We start from the raw sequence: 19745 nt of genomic DNA, 5'->3' as shown, positions 1-19745 counted from the left end.
TTTTTATTTCTTTATTAGAAATTAATTCGTAATTTTGCAGACAATGGAGGAATTGCTTCTTTATGTAAGTCACCAATCGACCTTGTCGAGTGTCTTCCTGTGGGTGGGACTCATAGGCGCTATATTATTGTCGATATGGCTGCTTTTTTATCAGCATCGTATCACTTTGAATCTTGAATTTGAATTGAAACAGCTGGATAAGGTTAAGAAACATAATGTAGAATATGAGTTGATATTGAAGGCGATGCATTTGTCCACATGGCATTTGGATGTGAGACAACGTCTGATGACCTTCGATAACGATTTCCGTGAAGGTACTGACAATTATACTCCGGCTACCAATACGCCTCTTGAAGAAGTCTATTCTGTGATTTTGGAACCGGGACGACAATGGGTGAAAAAGAACTTTGAAGACCTTGTAAGTGGACGCGTGGAGTTGGGTAGAGCTCAATATCAGGTGAGAGTTCCTCATTCTAAACAGACCTATTGGGCAGATAGTTATGCGACGATAGCCGAGCGTGATGTGGATGGGAAGCCTATTATGATTGCAGGTGCCACGATGCGCATTGACGAACAAAAGAATATTGAGAGCGAGCTCATCCGTGCTCGTAACCGCGCAGAAGAAAGCGACCGTCTAAAAACGGCCTTTGTCGCAAATATCAGTCATGAGATTCGTACGCCGTTAAATGCCATTGTCGGCTTTACTGGTATTTTGCCCGATGTTACTGATGAAGAGGAACGCAAGAGCTTGTTAGGATTGGTCAACGAAAATACATCTAAGCTGTTGCGCATTATTGACGATGTGGTAAGTATATCTAAGATTGAAGCTGGCGAGGAAGAACTGGTGATGACCAATTTTGAGTTGGGAATGATGTTGTCGGAGCATGTGGACAGTTGTCAGCACGACTGTAAGCCTGGTGTCACGATGACTACCCAGTTTGCCCGTGATGAGCAGATGGTTACATCCGACCTGAACCGTGTCTGCGAAATCCTGAAACACCTCTTGAACAATGCAGTTAAGTTTACCGATGCCGGCAGCATTGTGGTGGGATATGACGCTCCCGTAGATGGTCGTATCCGTGTCTGGGTGCGCGATACTGGTAAGGGTATCGCACCCGAGAATCATGAGCGCATCTTCGAGCGCTTCTTCAAAGTCGATGAGTTTATACCGGGTGCCGGCCTCGGCTTGAGTCTTTGTCGCACCTTGGCCTACAGTCTGGGTGGACAGGTAGGCGTGGAATCGGTATTGAACGAAGGCTCCACCTTCTGGTTTGAAATACCTATTCAATAGTGTGATGGCTGCAGCATAGGACGTAGGCATAAGCTTTTCTTTTTTTTCTTCTGGTGCAACAGCGACTTTATTCTTGCTGTTTGACCAGCTTATGGTGCCACTATAACAGCACCATTCGCCCCCTTTTAAAATCCAAAAGTAAAGCATTGAATTTTATTCTAGCCCATAGAAATTCCCTTTCTAGCCCCTAGAATTGTTGTTTCTAGCCCCTGGAGACACTCTTTCTAGCCCCTAGAATTAGCATTTCTAGCCCCTGGAATCGGATCAATAGTGCCACTATTGCATGATGAAAGTGCCACTATTGCATAAGAAAAATGCCACTTTAGCCTTCGCAAAGTGGCACTTTTGTATTATCCCCGTACGGAGTTTTCACCAATGTATCTCGAATAAGCATTGAAGAACCGAGAGAAGAAGCTCCATCTCATCAACAGTTTTTCGAACAGTGCTATGCCCACACATGCTGTGGCGATGCCCAGAAGAACATCAATGATGTAGTGGTGGCACGAATAGACGGCTGTCCACCAGATGCCTACGGTGATTAAGGCAAAGATGGTGGTGCAGAACCACGACCTGTGACTGATTACACTGTAGATGGTGGCTATGAGCATGTAGGCTGCATGAAGTGAAGGTACCGCTGCAAAGATATTGGAATTGTTGACATAGATACTCTGAAAGACGGGAATGCCAATCATCTCGTCAAAGCGTATCAAGCCTGCCACATTGCCAGGGGTACTGAAATCGGGCTCGAAACCGTATTGCAAGACGTACCATGGTGGGGCGGTGGGGTGAATATAATAGCCAATAAAGCCTAACCAGTTGACAAATAGGAAGGCCAGTGCAAAGCGCAGATAGTCGCGACGCTTGCCTTTGATGAATAGATATAAACCAAACGCAATGGGGACAGGAACCCAGCACAGGTAAAAGAAGCCTGCCATGAGGTCTGCTATGGCATTGTGATGGCTCATGAAGAACTCGCCGGGAATGATGCTTTTTGCACCGTCGCCGATGCCAAACAGCTGACGCTCGGTTTCGTATATGGCCTGTGTGTCAACCTCGTTCACCAGATAGTTGGGGTATAGGCGCATCCAATCGTAGCTGATTTCGAACGCAATAAAAGGCAAGAGCGCAACTGCCATCTTCCTGGTGTAGTCGTGAGCAAAGTAGAGTAGTAGGAACAATCCCACCATCACGATTTGTGCGGGGATTAGTCCAACGACGATACCCTGTAGCAACAAGAAGACAAGGCAGCACGCCAGGACAAGCACTATCTCGCGTCGCGATAGGCCTTCTAATGAAAATAGCTTATTTATCTTCATCCTTCTTCTTCAGTTCCCTGTAACAATGACCGATGCGCCAGAATGCTGTGATGTTGGCAAGCACGGCAATGAGAATCATGCCACCCGCAAGCCACCATAGGTTTAAGGTGCAACCACTCACGATAGCCACAATAGCTGTGACTACCACACGTTCTGGACGTTGCATCAAGCCCACCTTACACTCGATGTCGAGGCCTTCGGCACGTGCACGAACGTAGCTCACCATCACCGAACCGACCATTGCGGCAAAGGTGATGACGCCCATCCAAAACCATTCATCGCCAGCCTTGATGAACAGCAGGCAGATGCCAAATAGTGTCACCAGTTCGCTATAGCGGTCAAGTGTGGAGTCCCACAGGGCACCGAATGTGGAGGACATGTTGCCCATTCGTGCCAGACGTCCGTCCATCATGTCGAACAAACCTGCAAAGAGAATGATGCCACCGCCCCATGCGATGAGTGGATAGGCAGCACATTCGTAGTCGGGAAATAAGATGGCAGCCTTGATAAATAAGTAGGTGGCAACCAGATTGCCGACGAATCCTAATGCGGTCACGATATTAGGTGTCAACCCAATGCGAATCATTGCTTTGATGATGGGGTTGATCATGATGTAGATCACCTTCTGTAGAAAATCTCTGTAGTTCATATTGTTGATAATGTTTTTATTCTTTTAGTGATGATTTATAGACGAATAGCCGTTGCAACTGGTAGTTCCAGAACACGGCTACCACGACAGATACGATTGCCTTTGTGATGACGAAGTAATAGCTGGATAGTTCTGTCAGCACGTATGTACCAATGGTATTCAGGGAAATGCTGCCAGCCCAAACAAAGGCATATCTGTAGGCAACCTTCTTTTTCTTCAGTCCTTCATTGTCGAACACCCAGCGATAGTTTATGATGCAGTTGAAAGCACCTCCTGTTACGGCACCAACGAAGGTGGCATACAAATACCAGATGCCAATGACTTCTGCCAGAAAGATAGATGTGAGAAAGTCGATAAGCGTTGCTGCCTGGGCAGAAAGCTGTGCTTTGCAGAATGTCCACAATTCGTGTTTTATCTTGCCCATGTGCTTGAGATGTAAATAATGACAGCCAATACGATGGCTGAATAGATGCCAGCCAGAAGGTCGTCGGCCATCACCCAGAAGGCACCTTTGCGTCTGTCAAGAGAACGGATGCCCAATGGCTTCACGATATCAAAGAAACGAAATAAGAAAAGTGCAGTAAGAGCAGTCCACCAGTTGTATGCCAGCAATAGCGGAACCCATACACCAATCATCTCGTCGATAACCACTCTGCTGGGATCGTCGCCCCAATGTGGTGTTAACTTGGCTGTTGCCCATGTGCCCAGCCACGTAAACACGACAATGAGAACGCCAGTGGTGAGCATTGTCGTGGTTGGCATCAGAAATTGTGATAGCACCAACCATATTGACGTAGCCAACACAGCACCGGCAGTGCCTGGCCCCCAAGGCCAAAAGCCGGCCCCAAAGCCTGTGGCTATCATGGTAGGAATGATGGGTAGTCTTTTCATTGTTGCGTGCAAAAGTATATATTTTATTTGATATTACGAAATTATTTCGTAACTTTGCACAGTTTAATTGTTAAAAACTACTATATTTTGAGACGTCGTTTATTACTGTTTTCTCTTCTCCTGCTGATGATGAAGACGGCATTGGCGCAGATAACCGGTGAGGTTATCGATGCTCATGACGGTGGACCAGTGCCTTATGCCAGCGTCTCGTATAGTGGCAATCGTGTGGCAGTGTCGTGCGATGGAGAGGGACGATTTACCATTTCCAGACACATAGGTCGGCCCTTGAGTGTCAGTTCGGTGGGTTATGTGACGCATGTGGTCAATGTGACATCTTCCACACCCAATCATCTGGTGATACGTCTTTCTGCTGAGTCGCAGCATATCCAGGAGGTTACGGTGAAGTCTAAGCGCGCCAGATACAGCAGAAAGAACAATCCTGCGGTTGAACTGATGAGGCGAGTGATAGCTCAACGACGTCGTCATCACCTGAAGAGTCACGACTACTATCAGTTCTGTAATTACCAGAAGATTATGTTGGGACTCAACGACCTTTCCCCTTCGACGATTGATCATCCTATGTTCAAGAAGCATGAGTGGTTGATGAACCAAGTAGAGGTGTCGCCCTACAACAATAAACTGGTGCTTCCGCTCTCTCTCGAAGAAACAGTGACGAAGGAATACTACCGACGAAAGCCTGAGGTTGAACGACAGGTTGTTCTAGGACAGTCGTCAAAGGGCGTCAACGATTTGTTTCAGACTGGCGATATCCTGACTGCTGTGATGAAAGATGTGTTTGCAGATATTGACATCTTCGACGACCAAATTCGCGTTCTTCGACAATCCTTCACGAGTCCCATCGGTCGCGATGCGATAGCCTTCTATCGCTATTATATTACGGATACGGTTTACGTGGGTAATGATCTCTGCTACCACCTTGACTTTACTCCCAACAACCAGCAAGATATAGGTTTCCGCGGACAACTATATGTCTTGGCCGATTCCTCGTATCAGGTGCGTCGTTGCGAACTGACAATTCCAAGTTCAAGTGAAATCAACTGGGTGGAGAATATGCAATGTCTTCAAGAGTTTGTGCAGTTGGACAATGGTGAATGGGTGTTGGGCATTGACGATATGTTTGTCGAACTGATGGTGTTAGACTTCGTTCAAAAGATGATGGTGGTGAGAAACACTCGCCGTACTGACTTCTCGTTCGATGAGTTGCCCGACCATCTGTTGAGTGGAAATAAGAAAATAACAAGAGTTCCTCATGCCGACCATCGCGGAGAGGACTTCTGGACACAATATCGACAGGTGGAGTTGACTCGAAGTGAAGCCTCTATGAGCCAGTTTGTGAAAGGCATGGAACAGATGAACGGCTTTAAGTATATCATCTTTGGTCTAAGGGCTCTTTTTGAGAACTATGTGGAAACGGGTACAAAAGAGCATCCCAGCAAGGTGGATATCGGTCCTATCAATACGATTGTGTCGCAGAACTTTTACGATAAGTGGCGCCTTCGAGCCAGTGCGCAGACCACCGCCAATCTTCATCCGCACCTCTTTTTGAAGGGTTATTATGCACGAGGCATGGCGTCTAAACAGAATTACTATAGTGGCGAGGTGACCTATACCTTCAATCGTCCGGATTATCTGCCTCGCGAGTTTCCTAAACAGGCTGTCACATTCCAGTCGTCTCGTGACGTTGCAATGCCCAGTGATAAGTTTCTGAGTACCGACAAGGACAATGTGTTCACGTCGTTTAAGGTGACTGACATTGACAAAATGTTTCTATATAACACCCAGTCTCTGAAGTTCGAATACGAGAAAGAGTGGGGCTTGAAGTATTTTGTGGAGGCTAAATCCGAGAAGGTGAAGCCTATTGGTGGTATGGAACTGAAAAGACTCCGCGACCAACAGCTACAGTCATCGTTGCGTTATACGGAGGCTACTGTCGGCTTTCGCTTGTCGCCCGGTGAAACCTATGTCAACACGAAACAGCGACGACATGTGTTGAACAAGGAGGTCGCCGTCTTTGAATTGAAACATACAATGGGCTTCGATGGCGTACTTGGCGGTCATTATAATTATAATTTCACCGAGGCCTCGTTCTCTGATCGTATATGGTTGCCCATGTCGTGGGGACGCGTGGACACCTATCTCAAGATGGGCGCTCAGTGGAACAGAGTGCCCTATCCGCTACTCATCATGCCTTCTGCCAACCTGAGCTATGTGTTGCAGCGCCAGACGTTTAACCTCATCAATAACATGGAGTTTCTGAACGACCGATATGCTTCGCTCATGATTGACTGGAATATGAATGGAAAACTCTTCAACCGTATTCCCTTGTTACGTCAATTGAAGTGGCGAGAGTGGTTGAGCGTGAAGTGTTTGTGGGGCTGCTTGACCGATAAAAATAATCCTTGTCTTGATGAAAATTCCCAGAATGACATTCTGATGGTTTTCCCTGATGGTGCATATCATGTGATGGATTCTCACAAACCTTATTGGGAACTGTCTGTCGGCATACACAATATATTCAAGATATTACAGATACAATATGTCAGACGCTTGTCGTATTTAGACAATCCCAACGTCAGCAAACAAGGCATCCGCATCTTGTTGCGTGCCTCATTCTAAATGATTCCGTAAAGATGAACATTGAACCGATAGCCTATTTCCATTCGCCCATGACCTCAAAGTTTGGCATTCCTCGTCAGAGTGGTTTGATGAACGACTTGCAGGGCACCATTGTTTTCGTACCAGAATTTCAGAACCCCGATGCTATCCGTGGCTTAGATCAGTTCGACTACCTGTGGCTGATATGGGAGTTCAGTGGTAATCGTGTGGAGAATGCCAACCTAACCGTTCGGCCACCTCGGTTGGGCGGCAACGAACGAGTAGGGGTGTTTGCCTCGCGGTCACCCTTTCGTCCTAACCGCTTGGGGCTCTCGTGCGTATATATAAATAAGGTGGAAATAAGCTCTCCGAACGGACCCGTCATCCATGTGGCTGGTGCCGACTTGATGGATGGTACACCTATTTACGACATCAAGCCCTATGTGGTTTATGCCGACAGCCGTCCTGATGCTCGTAGCGGTTTCGTCGATCAGGTAGAGTGGCATCCTCTCACCGTGCAACTGCCCGATGCCTTGGCGACACAGTTCTCTGATGTCGAACTGAAGGGGCTTCGTCAGGTGCTTTCGCAAGACCCTCGTCCCCGTTATCACCACGACGAATCGCGCATCTATGGGATGCCATTTGCTGGCAAGGATGTCCGTTTCCGGGTGGAACATGGCATACTGACCGTACTCGAGATTGCTAAAATTCATTAATACGTCTTTAGTCGTTAAACTTTTCATGCGTAGCAACGTCATAAAGACAGTTGCAACTAATTAAACGTAGTATTAACAAACTAAAAGGAAAAGGAATAAAAACGATGAAAAAGATAGTTTTGGCATTGGTCGCCTTGATGACCATCAGTATGAGTGTCGCAGCCCAGGATTCAACTCGTGTGAAACCTAACCGCAAGCAGATTAATCCTACGGAGATGATCAACCAGCGCACTAAGAAGATGGCTGAGACCTATGGACTTAACGAAGAGCAGACGGCTCGTTTGAAAGAGCTGAACACAAAGTTTGCTAAGAATATGCGTGGTGAACATGGTATGCGTGGCGGAAATCGCGGTTTCCAGCATAATGGCGGTCAGCATAAGGGCCAACACTTCTCGCAGGCAAACAGAGACTCGCTGCGTCAGGCGATGCGCAAGAATCAGGAGGCTTACGAGGCAGAACTGAAGACCATTCTCACAGAGAAGCAGTTCAAAGCCTACACCGAAGATATGAAGAAAATGATGCGCCAGAATCCTCGTTTCAACGGCGACAGACGCCCTAAAAAGGATTAAGATTGTCTATTAGGATAAGAGAGAAACGCAATGAGCTCACGATGCTCTTTGCGTTTTTTTATTGATTTCTTCTTTATTCCTTTTGCACTTTTCGCAACTTTTCGTATCTTTGCCCCCACTATGAGATATTTGCTACCATTTATGTTGGCTGCTGGCATCATGATGCTTGGCGCCTGTAAGGAGAAAAAAAAACAGGAAGATATCATAACGACAAAGTACGTGCCTAAACGTCCACAGGCTCCTATCGCTATGAACGACGAACATCTGACGGATACTGTTCGTTGGAAGAATGCTGTCTATTATGTCAAGATAGACCGTACAGCAAGCGATAGTCTGCCGATGCTCTCCGACGAGATTGGGCAAAAGTATAAAGATAACTATGTGACGTTGACCGTGCTTAGAAGCGACCAGTCTGTATTTTTCAGTAAGAAGTTCTCGAAGAATAACTTTGTATCCTATCTGAATGCCGACTATAAGCGCAATGGCTTGCTGTCAAGTATGCGTTTCAACGAGGTGGATGATGGCGAGTTGGAGTTCTCGGTAGCCATAGCTCGCCCCGATGCTTTGGACGATGAGTATCTTCCTCTTGAACTAACTATCAATGCTCAGCAAGGTATTGCCATCAAGGTTGATAATGATATGTTAGATGAATTCGACGATGATTCTGAAGATTGAGGGCAATGACTATAGTATTATTTAAATGCCCAGTGTTCTGCCAACGACGCTATCGTTGGGAATACCAGAGTAGCTCCTGCGTCCTTTAGGACATCATCTTTTAGCGGCCCCGTATTTACTGCAATGGTGAATATGCGGGCCGCTACTCCTGCTTTCACACCTAAGGGCGCATTTTCTATGACAATAGCTTCCCATGGATTCAGCTTGCCGGCTTTCTCAAGTCCCATCAGATATGGGTCTGGATACGGTTTCCCACGTTTCACATCATAGGCTGTGACAATGCGACTCTCGTCCAGATATTCCTTGAAGTCGCGCAACAGTCGTTCGATGAGTGGGCGTTGGCCGCTACCCGTCACCACGCCGATTGACAACCCGTCAGCATGTATCTTCTGCATCAGATCCTGTATGCCTGGCATCATCTTGGCTTCTGGCATCAGGTGAAAAAGACGAGTCTTCTCATCGTACATGCGTTGAGCCTCCTCCAGCGAGATGTCGCGTCCCTGCTGTTGTTTCACCATCATGCGTATGGTGTCGATGCCTCGTGCCCCTTCTGTGGTGTAGGCATCGTCGGCTGTCATGTGTATGCCGAAGGTCTTCATTGATTCTTGCCATGCAACTGCATGATTAGGCATCGAGTCGTAGAGCACCCCGTCCATATCAAAAAGCACGGCTTTCGGGCTGAAGAGCCCGAAGCCGTGCTTCTCTAAGTATCCTTGAATAACTTGTTCTGTCATCTTTTTTATTTCTCACTTTCAAGGCGAGCCTTGATAGCCTTTGTCTCAGCTTCATAGCCAGGCTTCTCGAGCAGGGCAAACATGTTCTTCTTGTAAGCCTCTACACCGGGCTGGTTGAATGGGTTTACTTCAAGGATGTTGCCGCTGATGCCGCAAGCAATCTCGAAGAAGTAGATGAGCTGACCGATGTAATACTCATTGAGCTGTGGAACGCTGATGCGCATGTTGGGCACACCGCCATCCACGTGAGCCAGACGTGTACCCAGCTCAGCCATCTTGTTGACCTCGTCAACACGCTTGCCGGCCAGGAAGTTCAGACCATCCAGGTTCTCTTCATCCTCGGGGAAAAGCAACTTCTTCTCGGGTTCCTCTACAGAGATAACTGTCTCGAAGATGGTGCGCTCGCCTTCCTGAATCCACTGACCCATAGAGTGCAGATCGGTGGTGAAGTCAACGCTTGCAGGGAAGATGCCCTTGCCGTCCTTACCCTCAGACTCGCCATAGAGCTGCTTCCACCATTCAGAGAAGAAGTGCAGCTTAGGCTGATAGTTCACCATGATCTCAATCTTCTTGCCGTTCTGATAGAGTCCGTTTCGTACGGCAGCATACTGTGCAGCGAGGTTCTGCTCGAAGGGAACATCCTTGCCACATGCCTTCTCCATATCCTGAGCACCAGCAACGAGAGCCTTCACGTCGAAACCAGCACAAGCAATAGGCAGCAGACCTACAGGAGTCAGCACAGAGAAACGACCACCCACGTTGTCGGGGATGATGAAGCTCTTGTAGCCTTCCTTATCAGCACAGGTACGTGCAGCACCGCGCTTAGCGTCGGTAACAGCCACGATCACCTTCTTTGCCTCTTCCTTACCACGCTGAGCCTCGCACTGCTTCTTCAGCAGACGGAAAGTCAGAGCTGTCTCGGTGGTGGTACCACTCTTCGAGATGTTGATAACACCAAATTTTTTGCCTTTCAGATATTCTGTCAATTCGAACAGATAGTCTTCACCGATGTTGTTGCCTGCAAAGAGGATGGTGGGGTTCTTCTTGTCCTGAATGAGCCAGGTGAACGAGTTGCTCAGCGACTCGATGACGGCGCGTGCGCCCAAATATGAACCACCGATACCAGCTACGACGATAGCCTCGCAGTTCTCGCGCAGCACATTGGCTGTAGCCTGAATCTCGTCGAGGAATGCGGGTGTGATAGAAGAGGGCAGGTGTAGCCAACCAAGGAAGTCGTTGCCTGGGCAAGTGCCGTTCTCTAAAGCCTCTTGTGCGGCTTTCACTTTAGGCTCGAAAGCCTTCACTGCGCCTGCTTCGAGGAAGCAAGCAGCCTTTGTGATGTCAAGACTAATACTTTTCATTTCTTACTATATAAAGTGTTGTTGTATGTTTACCTATTATTATCTAAATGAGTCTGTCAGCAATTTAATCTCAACCTGCGGCGTGATGCGCTCGTAGAGGATGTTATAGACGGCATCGAGAATGGGCATGTTGACGTGCCAGTGGCGATTGATTTCCTTCATGCACTTGGTGCCGAAATAGCCCTCGGCAATCATTTCCATCTCCATTTGTGCGCTTTTCACCGAATAACCTTTTCCAATCATTGTACCGAAAACACGGTTACGTGAAAAGTTTGAGTAGCCTGTCACCAGCAGGTCGCCCAAATAGACTGAGTCGCACACATTGCGCTCAATAGGGTGTACGGCCTGAAGGAAACGTGCCATTTCCTGCACGGAGTTGGCCATAAGGACAGACTGAAAGTTGTCTCCAAACTTCAATCCGTTGCAGATGCCTGCAGCGATAGCATAGACGTTCTTCAGTACCGATGAATACTCTATGCCGATGACGTCAGTCGATGTCTTGGTCTTGATAAACTGGCTGGTCAGGACATCGGCAAAAGCTTGCGCTTTCTCAAGGTTTGCGCATCCAACGGTGAGGTAACTCAGTCGTTCCAGTGCCACCTCTTCGGCGTGCGAGGGACCTCCAAGGCAGGCCAGGTTGTCGTGCGACACATCAAACACCTGATGGAAGTATTCCGAACAGATGAGATTCTCGTCGGGCACAATACCTTTGATGGCTGTTACAATGAACTTGTCCTTGAGACGTGTCTTCAGCTTTCTCAGGTGATTCTTCAGGTAGGGTGATGGTACCACAAAGACCAATGTGTCGTACTTTTCTACAATCTTGTTCAGATCGCTGTCGAATTCAATCTCGTTGGTGTTGAAGTGTACGCTGGTTAGGTATCTTGGATTGTGGTTCAGTCGCTTAAAGTCTTCTATTTGATCATCACGACGCATATACCAACCAATGTGGTGTGTATGACTCACCACAATCTTGGCTATCGCTGTTGCCCAGCTGCCTCCACCGATAATTGCTATTTTTCCGCAGTCGAACATGAGACTGATTGCTAATTTACAATTAGGATTGTGCCTTTTCGATCCAAGCAGCTACCTCGTCAACACTTGGTTTCTGCAGATCGAGCTTGTATTTCTTGACGATATCGCCAATCTTCTGCTGCAAGCCCTGAGGCTTCTCGTTCTTGATATCTTGAATCAAATAGAAACCAGCCTTACGCAGTACATAGACCCAATCCTCGGCTACGCCAATTGCGGCCCACTCCTGGATGCTGCTCTGAGGTGCTTTCTTCTCAGGTTTCATCTGTGGGAACAGCATCACCTCTCCGATAGCGAACTTGCCAGTAAGCAACATCACCAGACGGTCGATGCCGATACCGATACCAAAAGTTGGCGGCATACCATACTGAAGTGCACGCAGGAAGTCGTGGTCGATAATCATCGCTTCGTCATCGCCCTTGTCGGCCAGTCGCATCTGCTCTTTGAAGCGTTCCTCCTGATCAATGGGGTCGTTCAGCTCAGAGTAAGCATTGGCCAACTCTTTACCGTTGACCATCAGCTCGAAACGCTCGGTAAGGCCGGGCTTAGAACGGTGCATCTTGGTCAGGGGCGACATCTCCACGGGATAGTCTGTGATGAAGGTGGGCTGAATGAAACTGCCTTCGCAGAACTCACCAAAGAGTTCGTCAATCAGCTTACCCTTACCCATGGTCTCGTCAACATCCATACCCTTTGAGAGGCAGAATTGGCGTATCTCATCCTCGCTCTTGCCGTCACAGTCGAAGCCTGTCTTCTCCTTGATAGCATCGAGGATAGGCAGACGGCGGAAGGGAGCCTTGAACGAAATCACCTTACCGTCAATCTCAACCTCGGGCTTGCCGTTTACGGCTGTACAAATCTCCTCCAGCATCTTCTCTGTGAAGGTCATACCCCACAGCAGGTCTTTGTAGCTCACATAGAGCTCCATGCAGGTGAACTCCGGGTTGTGGGTCTTGTCCATACCCTCGTTGCGGAAGTTCTTGCCCATCTCATAGACACCCTCGAAACCACCCACAATGAGGCGCTTCAGATAGAGCTCTGTGGCAATACGCATATACATGTCCTGGTTCAGGGCATTGAAGTGTGTGATGAACGGACGGGCCGATGCACCACCAGCGATGTTCTGCAGGATAGGGGTGTCCACCTCGGTGTAGCCAGCGTTGTCCAGAATGCTACGCATGGTGCGAATGATGGTGGCACGCTTGAGGAATGTTTCTTTCACGCCCGCATTTACTATCAGGTCAACATAGCGCTGGCGATAGCGAAGCTCGGGGTCGTCAAAAGCATCGTACACTTTGCCGTCGGCATCGGTCTTCACCACGGGCAGTGGCTTCAGACTTTTGCTCAAAACAGTCATCTCCATGACGTGAACGCTAATCTCGCCCGTCTTCGTTCTGAACACATAGCCCTTTACACCAATGAAGTCGCCAAGGTCCAGCAACTTCTTGAATACGATGTTGTAGAGGTCTTTATTCTCATCGGGGCAGATAGAGTCGCGCTGCACATACACCTGTATGCGTCCTTTTGAGTCTTGCAACTTGGCAAAGGCGGCCTTTCCCATAATGCTCTTACTCATGATACGACCAGCGATGCTCACCATGCGACTGTTTTCGGGGGTAGCGGTCTCACGTATGTCGTTGCCCTCTTCGTCTTTACCAATAACAGGCAGATCCTCGAAGTTTTCAATGATATCTGTGCTCCATGCATTTACAGAATACTCTGCGGCGGGGTAGGGATTAATGCCCATCTTGCGCAGTTCGTCGAGCGACTGTCGGCGTAGAATTTCTTGTTCACTCAGTTCAAGTACGTTCATATCTTTATATTCGAATATATTCTTTTGGCCGCAAAGTTACGAAAAAAAACTGATACTGTTTATAATTTAATATAAATTTGCTTTCTGTAGAGTGCGTAACCAATAGCATAATTCAACATGACGAAACTTAGCGCATAGGCCAGCGAAGCCCATCGTAAAGGAATGATGAAAGTATGTAATGTGCAGTAAACAAGATCGTTAACACTAAATTGTCCGAAAATGATGGAAAGCACCTCGCTCACTATGTAGAGTGCGAGTGCATTCATGCCGAAGACGCAGAAGGGTTTGGTCCATTTGTTTTTTTGACGAATGTCAATCAGCCACATCAACAGGGCCTGCAGCAGGGCAGCAAGCGCACACGTAACAAGTACATACGAAGGGCTCCACACGCGTTTGTTCAGTGGTAGTCCAAAGCTCAGCAGGTAGCCAGCCACCAGACATACGGTGCCAATGACAAAGAGCCCCATCACCTTGTGTTCTACGTTTTTAGCCATATAGATGGCTTTGCCGCAGTAGAAGCCAATCAGTACGTGGGCAATGCTTGAGATGGTGCCCAAGAGACCTTCTGGGTCAACAGGGCTCTTGTGGTATAGGTGGGCATAGCCAAACAGGCTTCTGTCGGCACGTGCCAGGATGTTCTGTGTGGGGTCTTCGCTGTAGCCATTGCCCCATATTAATAATAATGTATAACCACTCAGCAAAGCAATGATGAGTGGCACGATGTAGCGATGGTTCATATATAGCGCAATGAGCGATACAGCGCCATAACATAGGGCTATGCGTTGCATCACCGCCCACAGACGCAGGTGGTCGAAGCCCAGTGGGTCACCTTTCAGGGCATCATGAAACCAGTTGATGGCCAGGCCTATCACGAAGAGTAATATCGTGCGCTTGGCAATGCGTCGTAGCGTTTGTGGAGTGGGGGTGAATCCGCCTTTGGCCAGCGAAAGATAACATGCTATGCCCACAATGAAGAGAAAGAAAGGAAACACGAGGTCGCAGGGCGTCAGTCCGTTCCAGCGTGAGTGTCCCAACATGGTGAATGATTCACCGTAGCCATTGTTTACTAATATCATGCCAGCTACGGTCATACCGCGTAGGACGTCTAATGATAGCAGTCTTTGTTTATTTTCCATTGAGAAAGTTCATGATTTTTTGAGCTACCTGTAGGGCATTACCCTCAGGTTCTGCCGAGTAGATGTTATGAGCCTTTGTCCAAGGCTCTTCCATGGCATACCAGTCGATGACTACCTCTTGTGGCAGAGCCATTGCAAAGAGTTCGGCAGCAGTCTTGTTGGCGTTCGGTCCACCTCCTAATAGCTCGGGTTGCGGGTGTAGCTGTGCTTCCATTTGTGCCAGGAGAGCATCGAAATAAGTTTTCCAACGGGGATAATAGAAATCCTTTAGTAGTCCCTGCCACTCCTTGTGTGCATAGTCGCGCAATCCACCTGTGTCGGCGCAGTAGCGATTACCCCAAGTGGTGATCTGTACACGGGCGTTCCATTCGTAGAGTTGTTGTTCGTCTGTGGTGGTGCCACAGCGTTTGGCAGCTTCCAGCCAGTGGCCTAGTCGAAATTCGCGACAAGTGCCTAACAGTTCGTCTTGCAGTAGGAGCATGTCGAGAAAACGCTGACTGTCGCGACGGAATGCGTCTATGTCGAAGGCCTTATAGTCGGCAATGGTGTGCTGATACTGTACGCGAGCCTGATCGGCCAGCGCCTGACGGGTAATGTCAACAAGGTCGAAAGCAGCTCGCTCGCAGCCAGTCGGTGAAATGGCCTTGCTATCATCGCTGTTCGTAAGTATCGGTGTGACGCCCTCCAGGAAAAGTCGTGCTGCCTCCAGTGTAGAGGCGGGCGTGTAGTAGTTCTTCATCTTCGACCACGATGAAGCCTGGAAATTGTTCAGTGAAGGTCGTCCGCAGAAAATGCTCTCGTGAGGCCCCTGCTGGTTGTTGCCAGCCGGACAGTTGTATATGGTGCGGGCAAGAAGGAGCCAGGAGCGTTCTAGTTGAGAACTGAGAGTTCTTTCTGAGGAAAGCGAGCAAGCTCGAGCGGAGAACTGAGAGGTGTTGTCAGCATTCTTTCCTTTCTCATCGGTGGTTGTTGGAAGGCCATATCTGGCATGCACATAGCCTTTGACCCACTGTTCTTTTTCGAACTTTTGGGGGCGCCAGGGCAGCTCGCTCATCAGTTCAAACATCACAGGGTTGTTCTCTGTGCCCTCCATGGTGAAACCAATGCCCTTCATGGTGGGCTGGTCCACGCTGTAGAAGTTGTCTAATAGTTGATCCATGCGACCGTGTAAGCCTACGTTGGCGCCAAAGTTCTGGAGTAAGCAGAACAACCATTGGTGTTGTTTGTAACCATCCTTGCGACGCCAAATTGATGGAGCACCATACATGGGGCGACATTCCGAGAATAGGTCCAATATAAGCAGGTCGCCAGGCTTAAGGGCATCGAGCATCTCGGGACGAGGATTCTCCGTCCATCCCTGCACCACCCATGTGGCCTGTGGGTTAGTCCGTTTCATGGCAGCCATTAGTTTGCGTCCCGCCTCGGCATAGTCTATCGAAGCATCGTCGCTGCTCTCGTGGAAGGGGTCCATCGAGTAAAAGTCAGCTTTGCCATAGAGCCGTGTCAGCTCGTCGTAGTATAACTTGCTGATTTCGTCGAAGCGTGGATCTGTGGTTGGAACATTGGATGGACGCGTAAAACCATTCCATAGTATTTTCTTGTCGTTGGTATAGTCTGAAGGCATCATGCCGCAATAGCCAGGCAATACAGGGTGCATGCCTAGCTCTTTCATACGTTTCAGTATCTGTCGCTGAAGCCGTGCTTGACGGTCATACCATGAGCGTGGGAGTGGTCCGCCCCATCCCTCCAGGTTGTTCATTTCCCACCAAGCCAAAAAGGCTGGTCCCGCTATGAATTGTCCTATCTGCTTCTCGCTGTATCCCAACTTTAGCAGCATCTCGCGCCACACGCATTCTTCACCCACAATAGCCAGTGGCATATTAACACCGTGCAGCGCCAGCCAGTCAATCTCCTGTTGCCAGCGCTCCCAGTCCCAGAAGGCCATCGAATAAGAAAATGTGCAGTAGTTGTAGGCATAGCGCAACTTTAGGGGCGTGTCGTGACGCTCACGTTTTTTTACGCGTGGTAACACTTTGGGCAGTTGGGCGTTCATGTGGTTCCACGTCAGATGTATGCCTGCGTAGTATTTCAGGTACCAGTTGATGCCAACGGCAATATTGACCCACGTGTTGCCTCTCACTACCACGCGCTGTCCCTGCTGGTCCAGTTCGAAGAAGTCCTTTTGTACGGCATCCACATTTTTGGTCGTCTTCTCCTGTCTTAGTTCTATTTTGAATTTCTGTGAAGCCCCTTTGTCTATGCGCTCCAACAGTTGGTCTATGGGCGTGGCAACAGCCTTGATGATTGCAATCTGCATTATTGCCACAGTGAGTAGCATCTTCATAGTTTTATCTCGTTTGCTTTTTATGTCTGCAAAGATATATAAAATAATCGTAGTGTCCAAAGGTTCGTCTAAAAAAATAGGAGCCCATAGTGAAGTGGCTCCTAATTTCTAGTTCATACAACTAGCTTCCTTAGCTTGAACCTTGCGCAGCCCCTCCCCTCCCATATATGGGAGGTGAGTTCGCGGATGCTATATGCAATTTATAGAACATATCCCCAAAAAGGAATCTTTCGTACTGCGTGGTTGATAATCCAAGGTCCCTGTAGGTACTCCCCTCCCTTCAAGGGGAGGGGTCGGGGGTGGGGTCTGTAACTTCATTGGCAGCGCGCACAATCTCAGCCAAGACACCTTGCATGGATGTAAGCACCTGCTGATTGCTAAAGCGGAGCACACGGATACCCTGCTCGCGAAGATATTCAGTTCGCTGCTCATCGTATTCGTATTTGTAATCATGGCTGGCACCATCAAGTTCTATTCCAAACCGATGCCCAGGGCAGTAGAAATCAAGAATATAAGGGCCTATACCTTGCTGACGACGAAATTTCATGCCGCCAGCCCCACGACCCTTCAGGGCACGCCAGAGCGTAGCTTCTGCTGTGGTCATGTTGTTGCGAAGAGCCTTGCGATACTCTTTTTGTTCTGTAGCGTTTGCTTTAGCTGTAGGATAGTGCATAGGGGCTTTTCTTTGCAATAACGTAGAAATCTGCGGATTATTGTTTAGTTACAGACCCCACCCCCAGCCCCTCCCCTTGAAGGGAGGGGAGTTCGCGGATGCTATATGCAATTTATAGAACATACCCTAAAAAGGAATCTTTCATACTATGCGGTTGAAAATCCGAGGACTCCGTAGGCGCTCCCCTCCCATGTAGGGGAGGGGTCGGGGGTGGGGTCAGTATTGTTCTAACTGCCAATGGAGATACAGACCCCACCCCTGCCCCTCCCCTTGAAGGGAGGGGTTAATTCATACAACTAGCCACGCCGAGGCTAGTGGCAATCGCCGTAAGTATGGCGATAACAGTTTGCAATACAAACTTCCAAGTTTCCAGTTTCTTCATATCGGTTAATTGTTTGTTTTTAAAGGCCTACGGATTCTTTTAGTCGGCGTTCCGCCTTTGTAAAAGCGGCAAAGCCGAGCGATACGGATTTTACAGATTGGGTTTTAACGGAATAAAAATTCGTAAAATTCGTAAAATCCGTAGGTAAAATAAAGTTTTCATTGGTTGGGCCGCCTAACGGCGGGAAATTCTTCAAAATTTGATTCAAAATTAAACAGTATTTTATATCCATTCGGCTTGTGAGGACAAAAAAATAAATGAAAAATTTTGTTTTCAATTTTGAAAAATTTGACTTTCCCTGTCGGCCGTCGAGCTATACCTTCCCTGCGAAGCAGGCTAAACCTCCCTCGGGAGGGTCGGGGAGGGGTTTGAGGGGTTAGTCCTCATTCTCCCCCTGCTCCTTTTCCTTTTCACTCGCGTCAGGCTCAATCTCGAAGCGAGCGTTCTTCATGAACGTAGGACTAGCGTACTCCGAGAACTTCTTCTTGTCGCCGTTGAACTTCACCTGCAGGTGCCTGATGTTCTGCACTCCGAATTCCTCCGCCGATCCAGCACCCGTGGTACTCATCTTCAGCGAGAACGTGCCCAGACCGTCGAGCTTGATCTTGTAGCCCTCGTGCAGCAGTTCCTCGAAGCAGAGCACGAAGCGCTCGATGACACCCTTCACCACATCGGAGGTGTAGATGGTACCGTGCTTGGAGATGTGGCGGCACAGGTCGTCGGTAGAGAGCGTCTCGTTGTAGTTCACGCGTCCGTACCACTTACCGAACATCTTCGAGTTCTTCACCTGGTTCACATACTTTTTGATTCTAAGTTTTGCCATAATTTTTCGTGTGTTTTTAATGGTTAGAAAGTTAATGATTCATTTGCCCTCAGAAAAGCGCTCATTTGCCCCTAGAAAACTCATGATTTGCTATTTCTCGAATGCACCAGCAAAGGTACTAAAAATATATGAGATGCGCAAATATTTTGGTAATTATTTTCAGAGAAATTGAATTGTTGTTCACTTACTCACTTACAACTTACTCACTTTGGACATTTGCATTCTGAGATTTTCTGAAATAAGAATTTTATACTATTATATAATATATATATTATATAATAGTATAATTATATACTTTAAATTATACTATTCCAACATCTATCCAATCCAACCTTCCCAACTACATTTCAACCTTCGAAATTGGAAAATCCCAAATGTCCAAAGTGAGTAAGTGGGTAAGTGAGTAACCTGAGGGGTGTCCTTGTTTCGTGCCATCGTGCCATCGTGCCATTTCGAAAATCATTTTTTGCGTTAAATCAGCCTATTGATATTTATATATAATATTATATATTATAATATATAATATTATATATAAATATTTAAACACCTTTTCCACGAAGACTCCCCAACTTTGAAAAAACAAAATGGCACGATGGCACGATGGCACGTTTGTGGCATTGCGCTTTATTATCTACCGCCCGTGAGGATAGTGGACTTTTTAATGTATGCGAAATTATGATTAAATAATGATAAAATAGTTGACTGGATTATAGCTTTTCTCGGA

The 19745-nt window shown here is 47.8% G+C and carries 18 protein-coding genes; 5 read left to right on the top strand and 13 right to left on the bottom strand.

All coding sequences use genetic code 11. The features are described from left to right. Positions 1 to 43: 43 nt before the first annotated feature. Positions 44 to 1291: a HAMP domain-containing sensor histidine kinase gene (locus tag L6472_RS09695; protein WP_237804576.1), complete on the top strand. Its 1248-nt coding sequence runs from the start codon at positions 44 to 46 to the stop codon at positions 1289 to 1291. Positions 1292 to 1641: 350 nt separating this feature from the next. On the opposite strand, the gene L6472_RS09690 is transcribed toward L6472_RS09695, so the two are convergent. From L6472_RS09690 to L6472_RS09675, 4 genes are read right to left on the bottom strand one after another with little or no spacing between them, the layout of a single operon-like run. Next, positions 1642 to 2607 carry a phosphatase PAP2 family protein gene (locus tag L6472_RS09690; protein WP_237804574.1) on the bottom strand — a complete coding sequence of 322 codons (966 nt, stop codon included), beginning with the start codon at positions 2605 to 2607 and terminating at the stop codon, positions 1642 to 1644. Further along, positions 2594 to 3256, bottom strand: a complete 663-nt coding sequence (locus L6472_RS09685) for a CDP-alcohol phosphatidyltransferase family protein (RefSeq protein WP_237804572.1) — start codon at positions 3254 to 3256, stop codon at positions 2594 to 2596. Before L6472_RS09685 ends, L6472_RS09690 begins: the two co-directional genes overlap by 14 nt. 16 nt (positions 3257 to 3272) lie before the next feature. Further along, positions 3273 to 3680 (bottom strand): GtrA family protein, encoded by a 408-nt coding sequence (locus L6472_RS09680; protein ID WP_237804570.1) that lies wholly within the window; start codon positions 3678 to 3680, stop codon positions 3273 to 3275. Next, positions 3668 to 4147, bottom strand: a complete 480-nt coding sequence (locus L6472_RS09675) for a phosphatidylglycerophosphatase A (RefSeq protein ID WP_237804568.1) — start codon at positions 4145 to 4147, stop codon at positions 3668 to 3670. The genes L6472_RS09680 and L6472_RS09675 overlap by 13 nt, the downstream gene beginning before the upstream one ends. 87 nt (positions 4148 to 4234) lie before the next feature. On the opposite strand from L6472_RS09675, the gene L6472_RS09670 reads away from it, so the two are divergent. The 4 genes from L6472_RS09670 to L6472_RS09655 all read left to right on the top strand — a co-directional run bounded on the left by L6472_RS09670 (position 4235) and on the right by L6472_RS09655 (position 8723). After that, positions 4235 to 6784 carry a DUF5686 family protein gene (locus L6472_RS09670; protein WP_370640841.1) on the top strand — a complete coding sequence of 850 codons (2550 nt, stop codon included), beginning with the start codon at positions 4235 to 4237 and terminating at the stop codon, positions 6782 to 6784. Positions 6785 to 6798: 14 nt separating this feature from the next. Next, positions 6799 to 7479 carry a tRNA (N6-threonylcarbamoyladenosine(37)-N6)-methyltransferase TrmO gene (gene tsaA, locus L6472_RS09665; protein WP_237804566.1) on the top strand — a complete coding sequence of 227 codons (681 nt, stop codon included), beginning with the start codon at positions 6799 to 6801 and terminating at the stop codon, positions 7477 to 7479. A gap of 104 nt (positions 7480 to 7583) precedes the next feature. Beyond that, positions 7584 to 8048, top strand: a complete 465-nt coding sequence (locus L6472_RS09660; protein WP_237804564.1) for a DUF4890 domain-containing protein — start codon at positions 7584 to 7586, stop codon at positions 8046 to 8048. A gap of 120 nt (positions 8049 to 8168) precedes the next feature. Continuing rightward, positions 8169 to 8723: a DUF4738 domain-containing protein gene (locus L6472_RS09655; protein WP_237804562.1), complete on the top strand. Its 555-nt coding sequence runs from the start codon at positions 8169 to 8171 to the stop codon at positions 8721 to 8723. Between the two features lie 17 nt (positions 8724 to 8740). Here L6472_RS09655 and L6472_RS09650 read toward each other — a convergent pair whose 3' ends face one another. The 9 genes from L6472_RS09650 to L6472_RS09610 form a co-directional block, all read right to left on the bottom strand. Further along, positions 8741 to 9457, bottom strand: coding sequence for an HAD family phosphatase (locus L6472_RS09650; RefSeq protein WP_237804559.1), 717 nt, complete (start codon positions 9455 to 9457; stop codon positions 8741 to 8743). Positions 9458 to 9462: 5 nt separating this feature from the next. Then, entirely contained in the window at positions 9463 to 10818 is a 1356-nt protein-coding gene (locus L6472_RS09645; protein WP_237804557.1) for a glucose-6-phosphate isomerase, read from the bottom strand. A gap of 39 nt (positions 10819 to 10857) precedes the next feature. Beyond that, entirely contained in the window at positions 10858 to 11853 is a 996-nt protein-coding gene (locus L6472_RS09640; protein WP_237804555.1) for an NAD(P)H-dependent glycerol-3-phosphate dehydrogenase, read from the bottom strand. Positions 11854 to 11875: 22 nt separating this feature from the next. Continuing rightward, on the bottom strand, positions 11876 to 13663 hold the full coding sequence (lysS, locus tag L6472_RS09635) for a lysine--tRNA ligase (RefSeq protein WP_237804553.1): 1788 nt from the start codon (positions 13661 to 13663) through the stop codon (positions 11876 to 11878). Positions 13664 to 13722: 59 nt separating this feature from the next. Further along, on the bottom strand, positions 13723 to 14799 hold the full coding sequence (locus L6472_RS09630; protein WP_237804551.1) for an acyltransferase family protein: 1077 nt from the start codon (positions 14797 to 14799) through the stop codon (positions 13723 to 13725). Next, the gene (locus L6472_RS09625) at positions 14789 to 17143 is read right to left on the bottom strand and encodes an alpha-N-acetylglucosaminidase (RefSeq protein WP_237804549.1); all 2355 of its coding nucleotides are present in this window, start codon (positions 17141 to 17143) and stop codon (positions 14789 to 14791) included. Before L6472_RS09625 ends, L6472_RS09630 begins: the two co-directional genes overlap by 11 nt. Before the next feature lie 280 nt (positions 17144 to 17423). After that, entirely contained in the window at positions 17424 to 17816 is a 393-nt protein-coding gene (locus L6472_RS09620) for an endonuclease domain-containing protein (RefSeq protein ID WP_237804547.1), read from the bottom strand. A gap of 283 nt (positions 17817 to 18099) precedes the next feature. Further along, positions 18100 to 18198 carry a smalltalk protein gene (locus tag L6472_RS09615; RefSeq protein WP_155808313.1) on the bottom strand — a complete coding sequence of 33 codons (99 nt, stop codon included), beginning with the start codon at positions 18196 to 18198 and terminating at the stop codon, positions 18100 to 18102. 376 nt (positions 18199 to 18574) lie between these two features. Further along, positions 18575 to 19021, bottom strand: coding sequence for an HU family DNA-binding protein (locus L6472_RS09610; RefSeq protein ID WP_237804545.1), 447 nt, complete (start codon positions 19019 to 19021; stop codon positions 18575 to 18577). Between the last annotated feature and the right edge of the window lie 724 nt (positions 19022 to 19745).

The sequence above is a fragment of the Prevotella sp. E13-17 genome (assembly GCF_022024035.1).
Lineage (GTDB): Bacteria > Bacteroidota > Bacteroidia > Bacteroidales > Bacteroidaceae > Prevotella.
The sequence above is the reverse complement of the archived record's forward strand: the minus strand, read 5'-3'. Positions and strand labels throughout refer to the sequence as shown.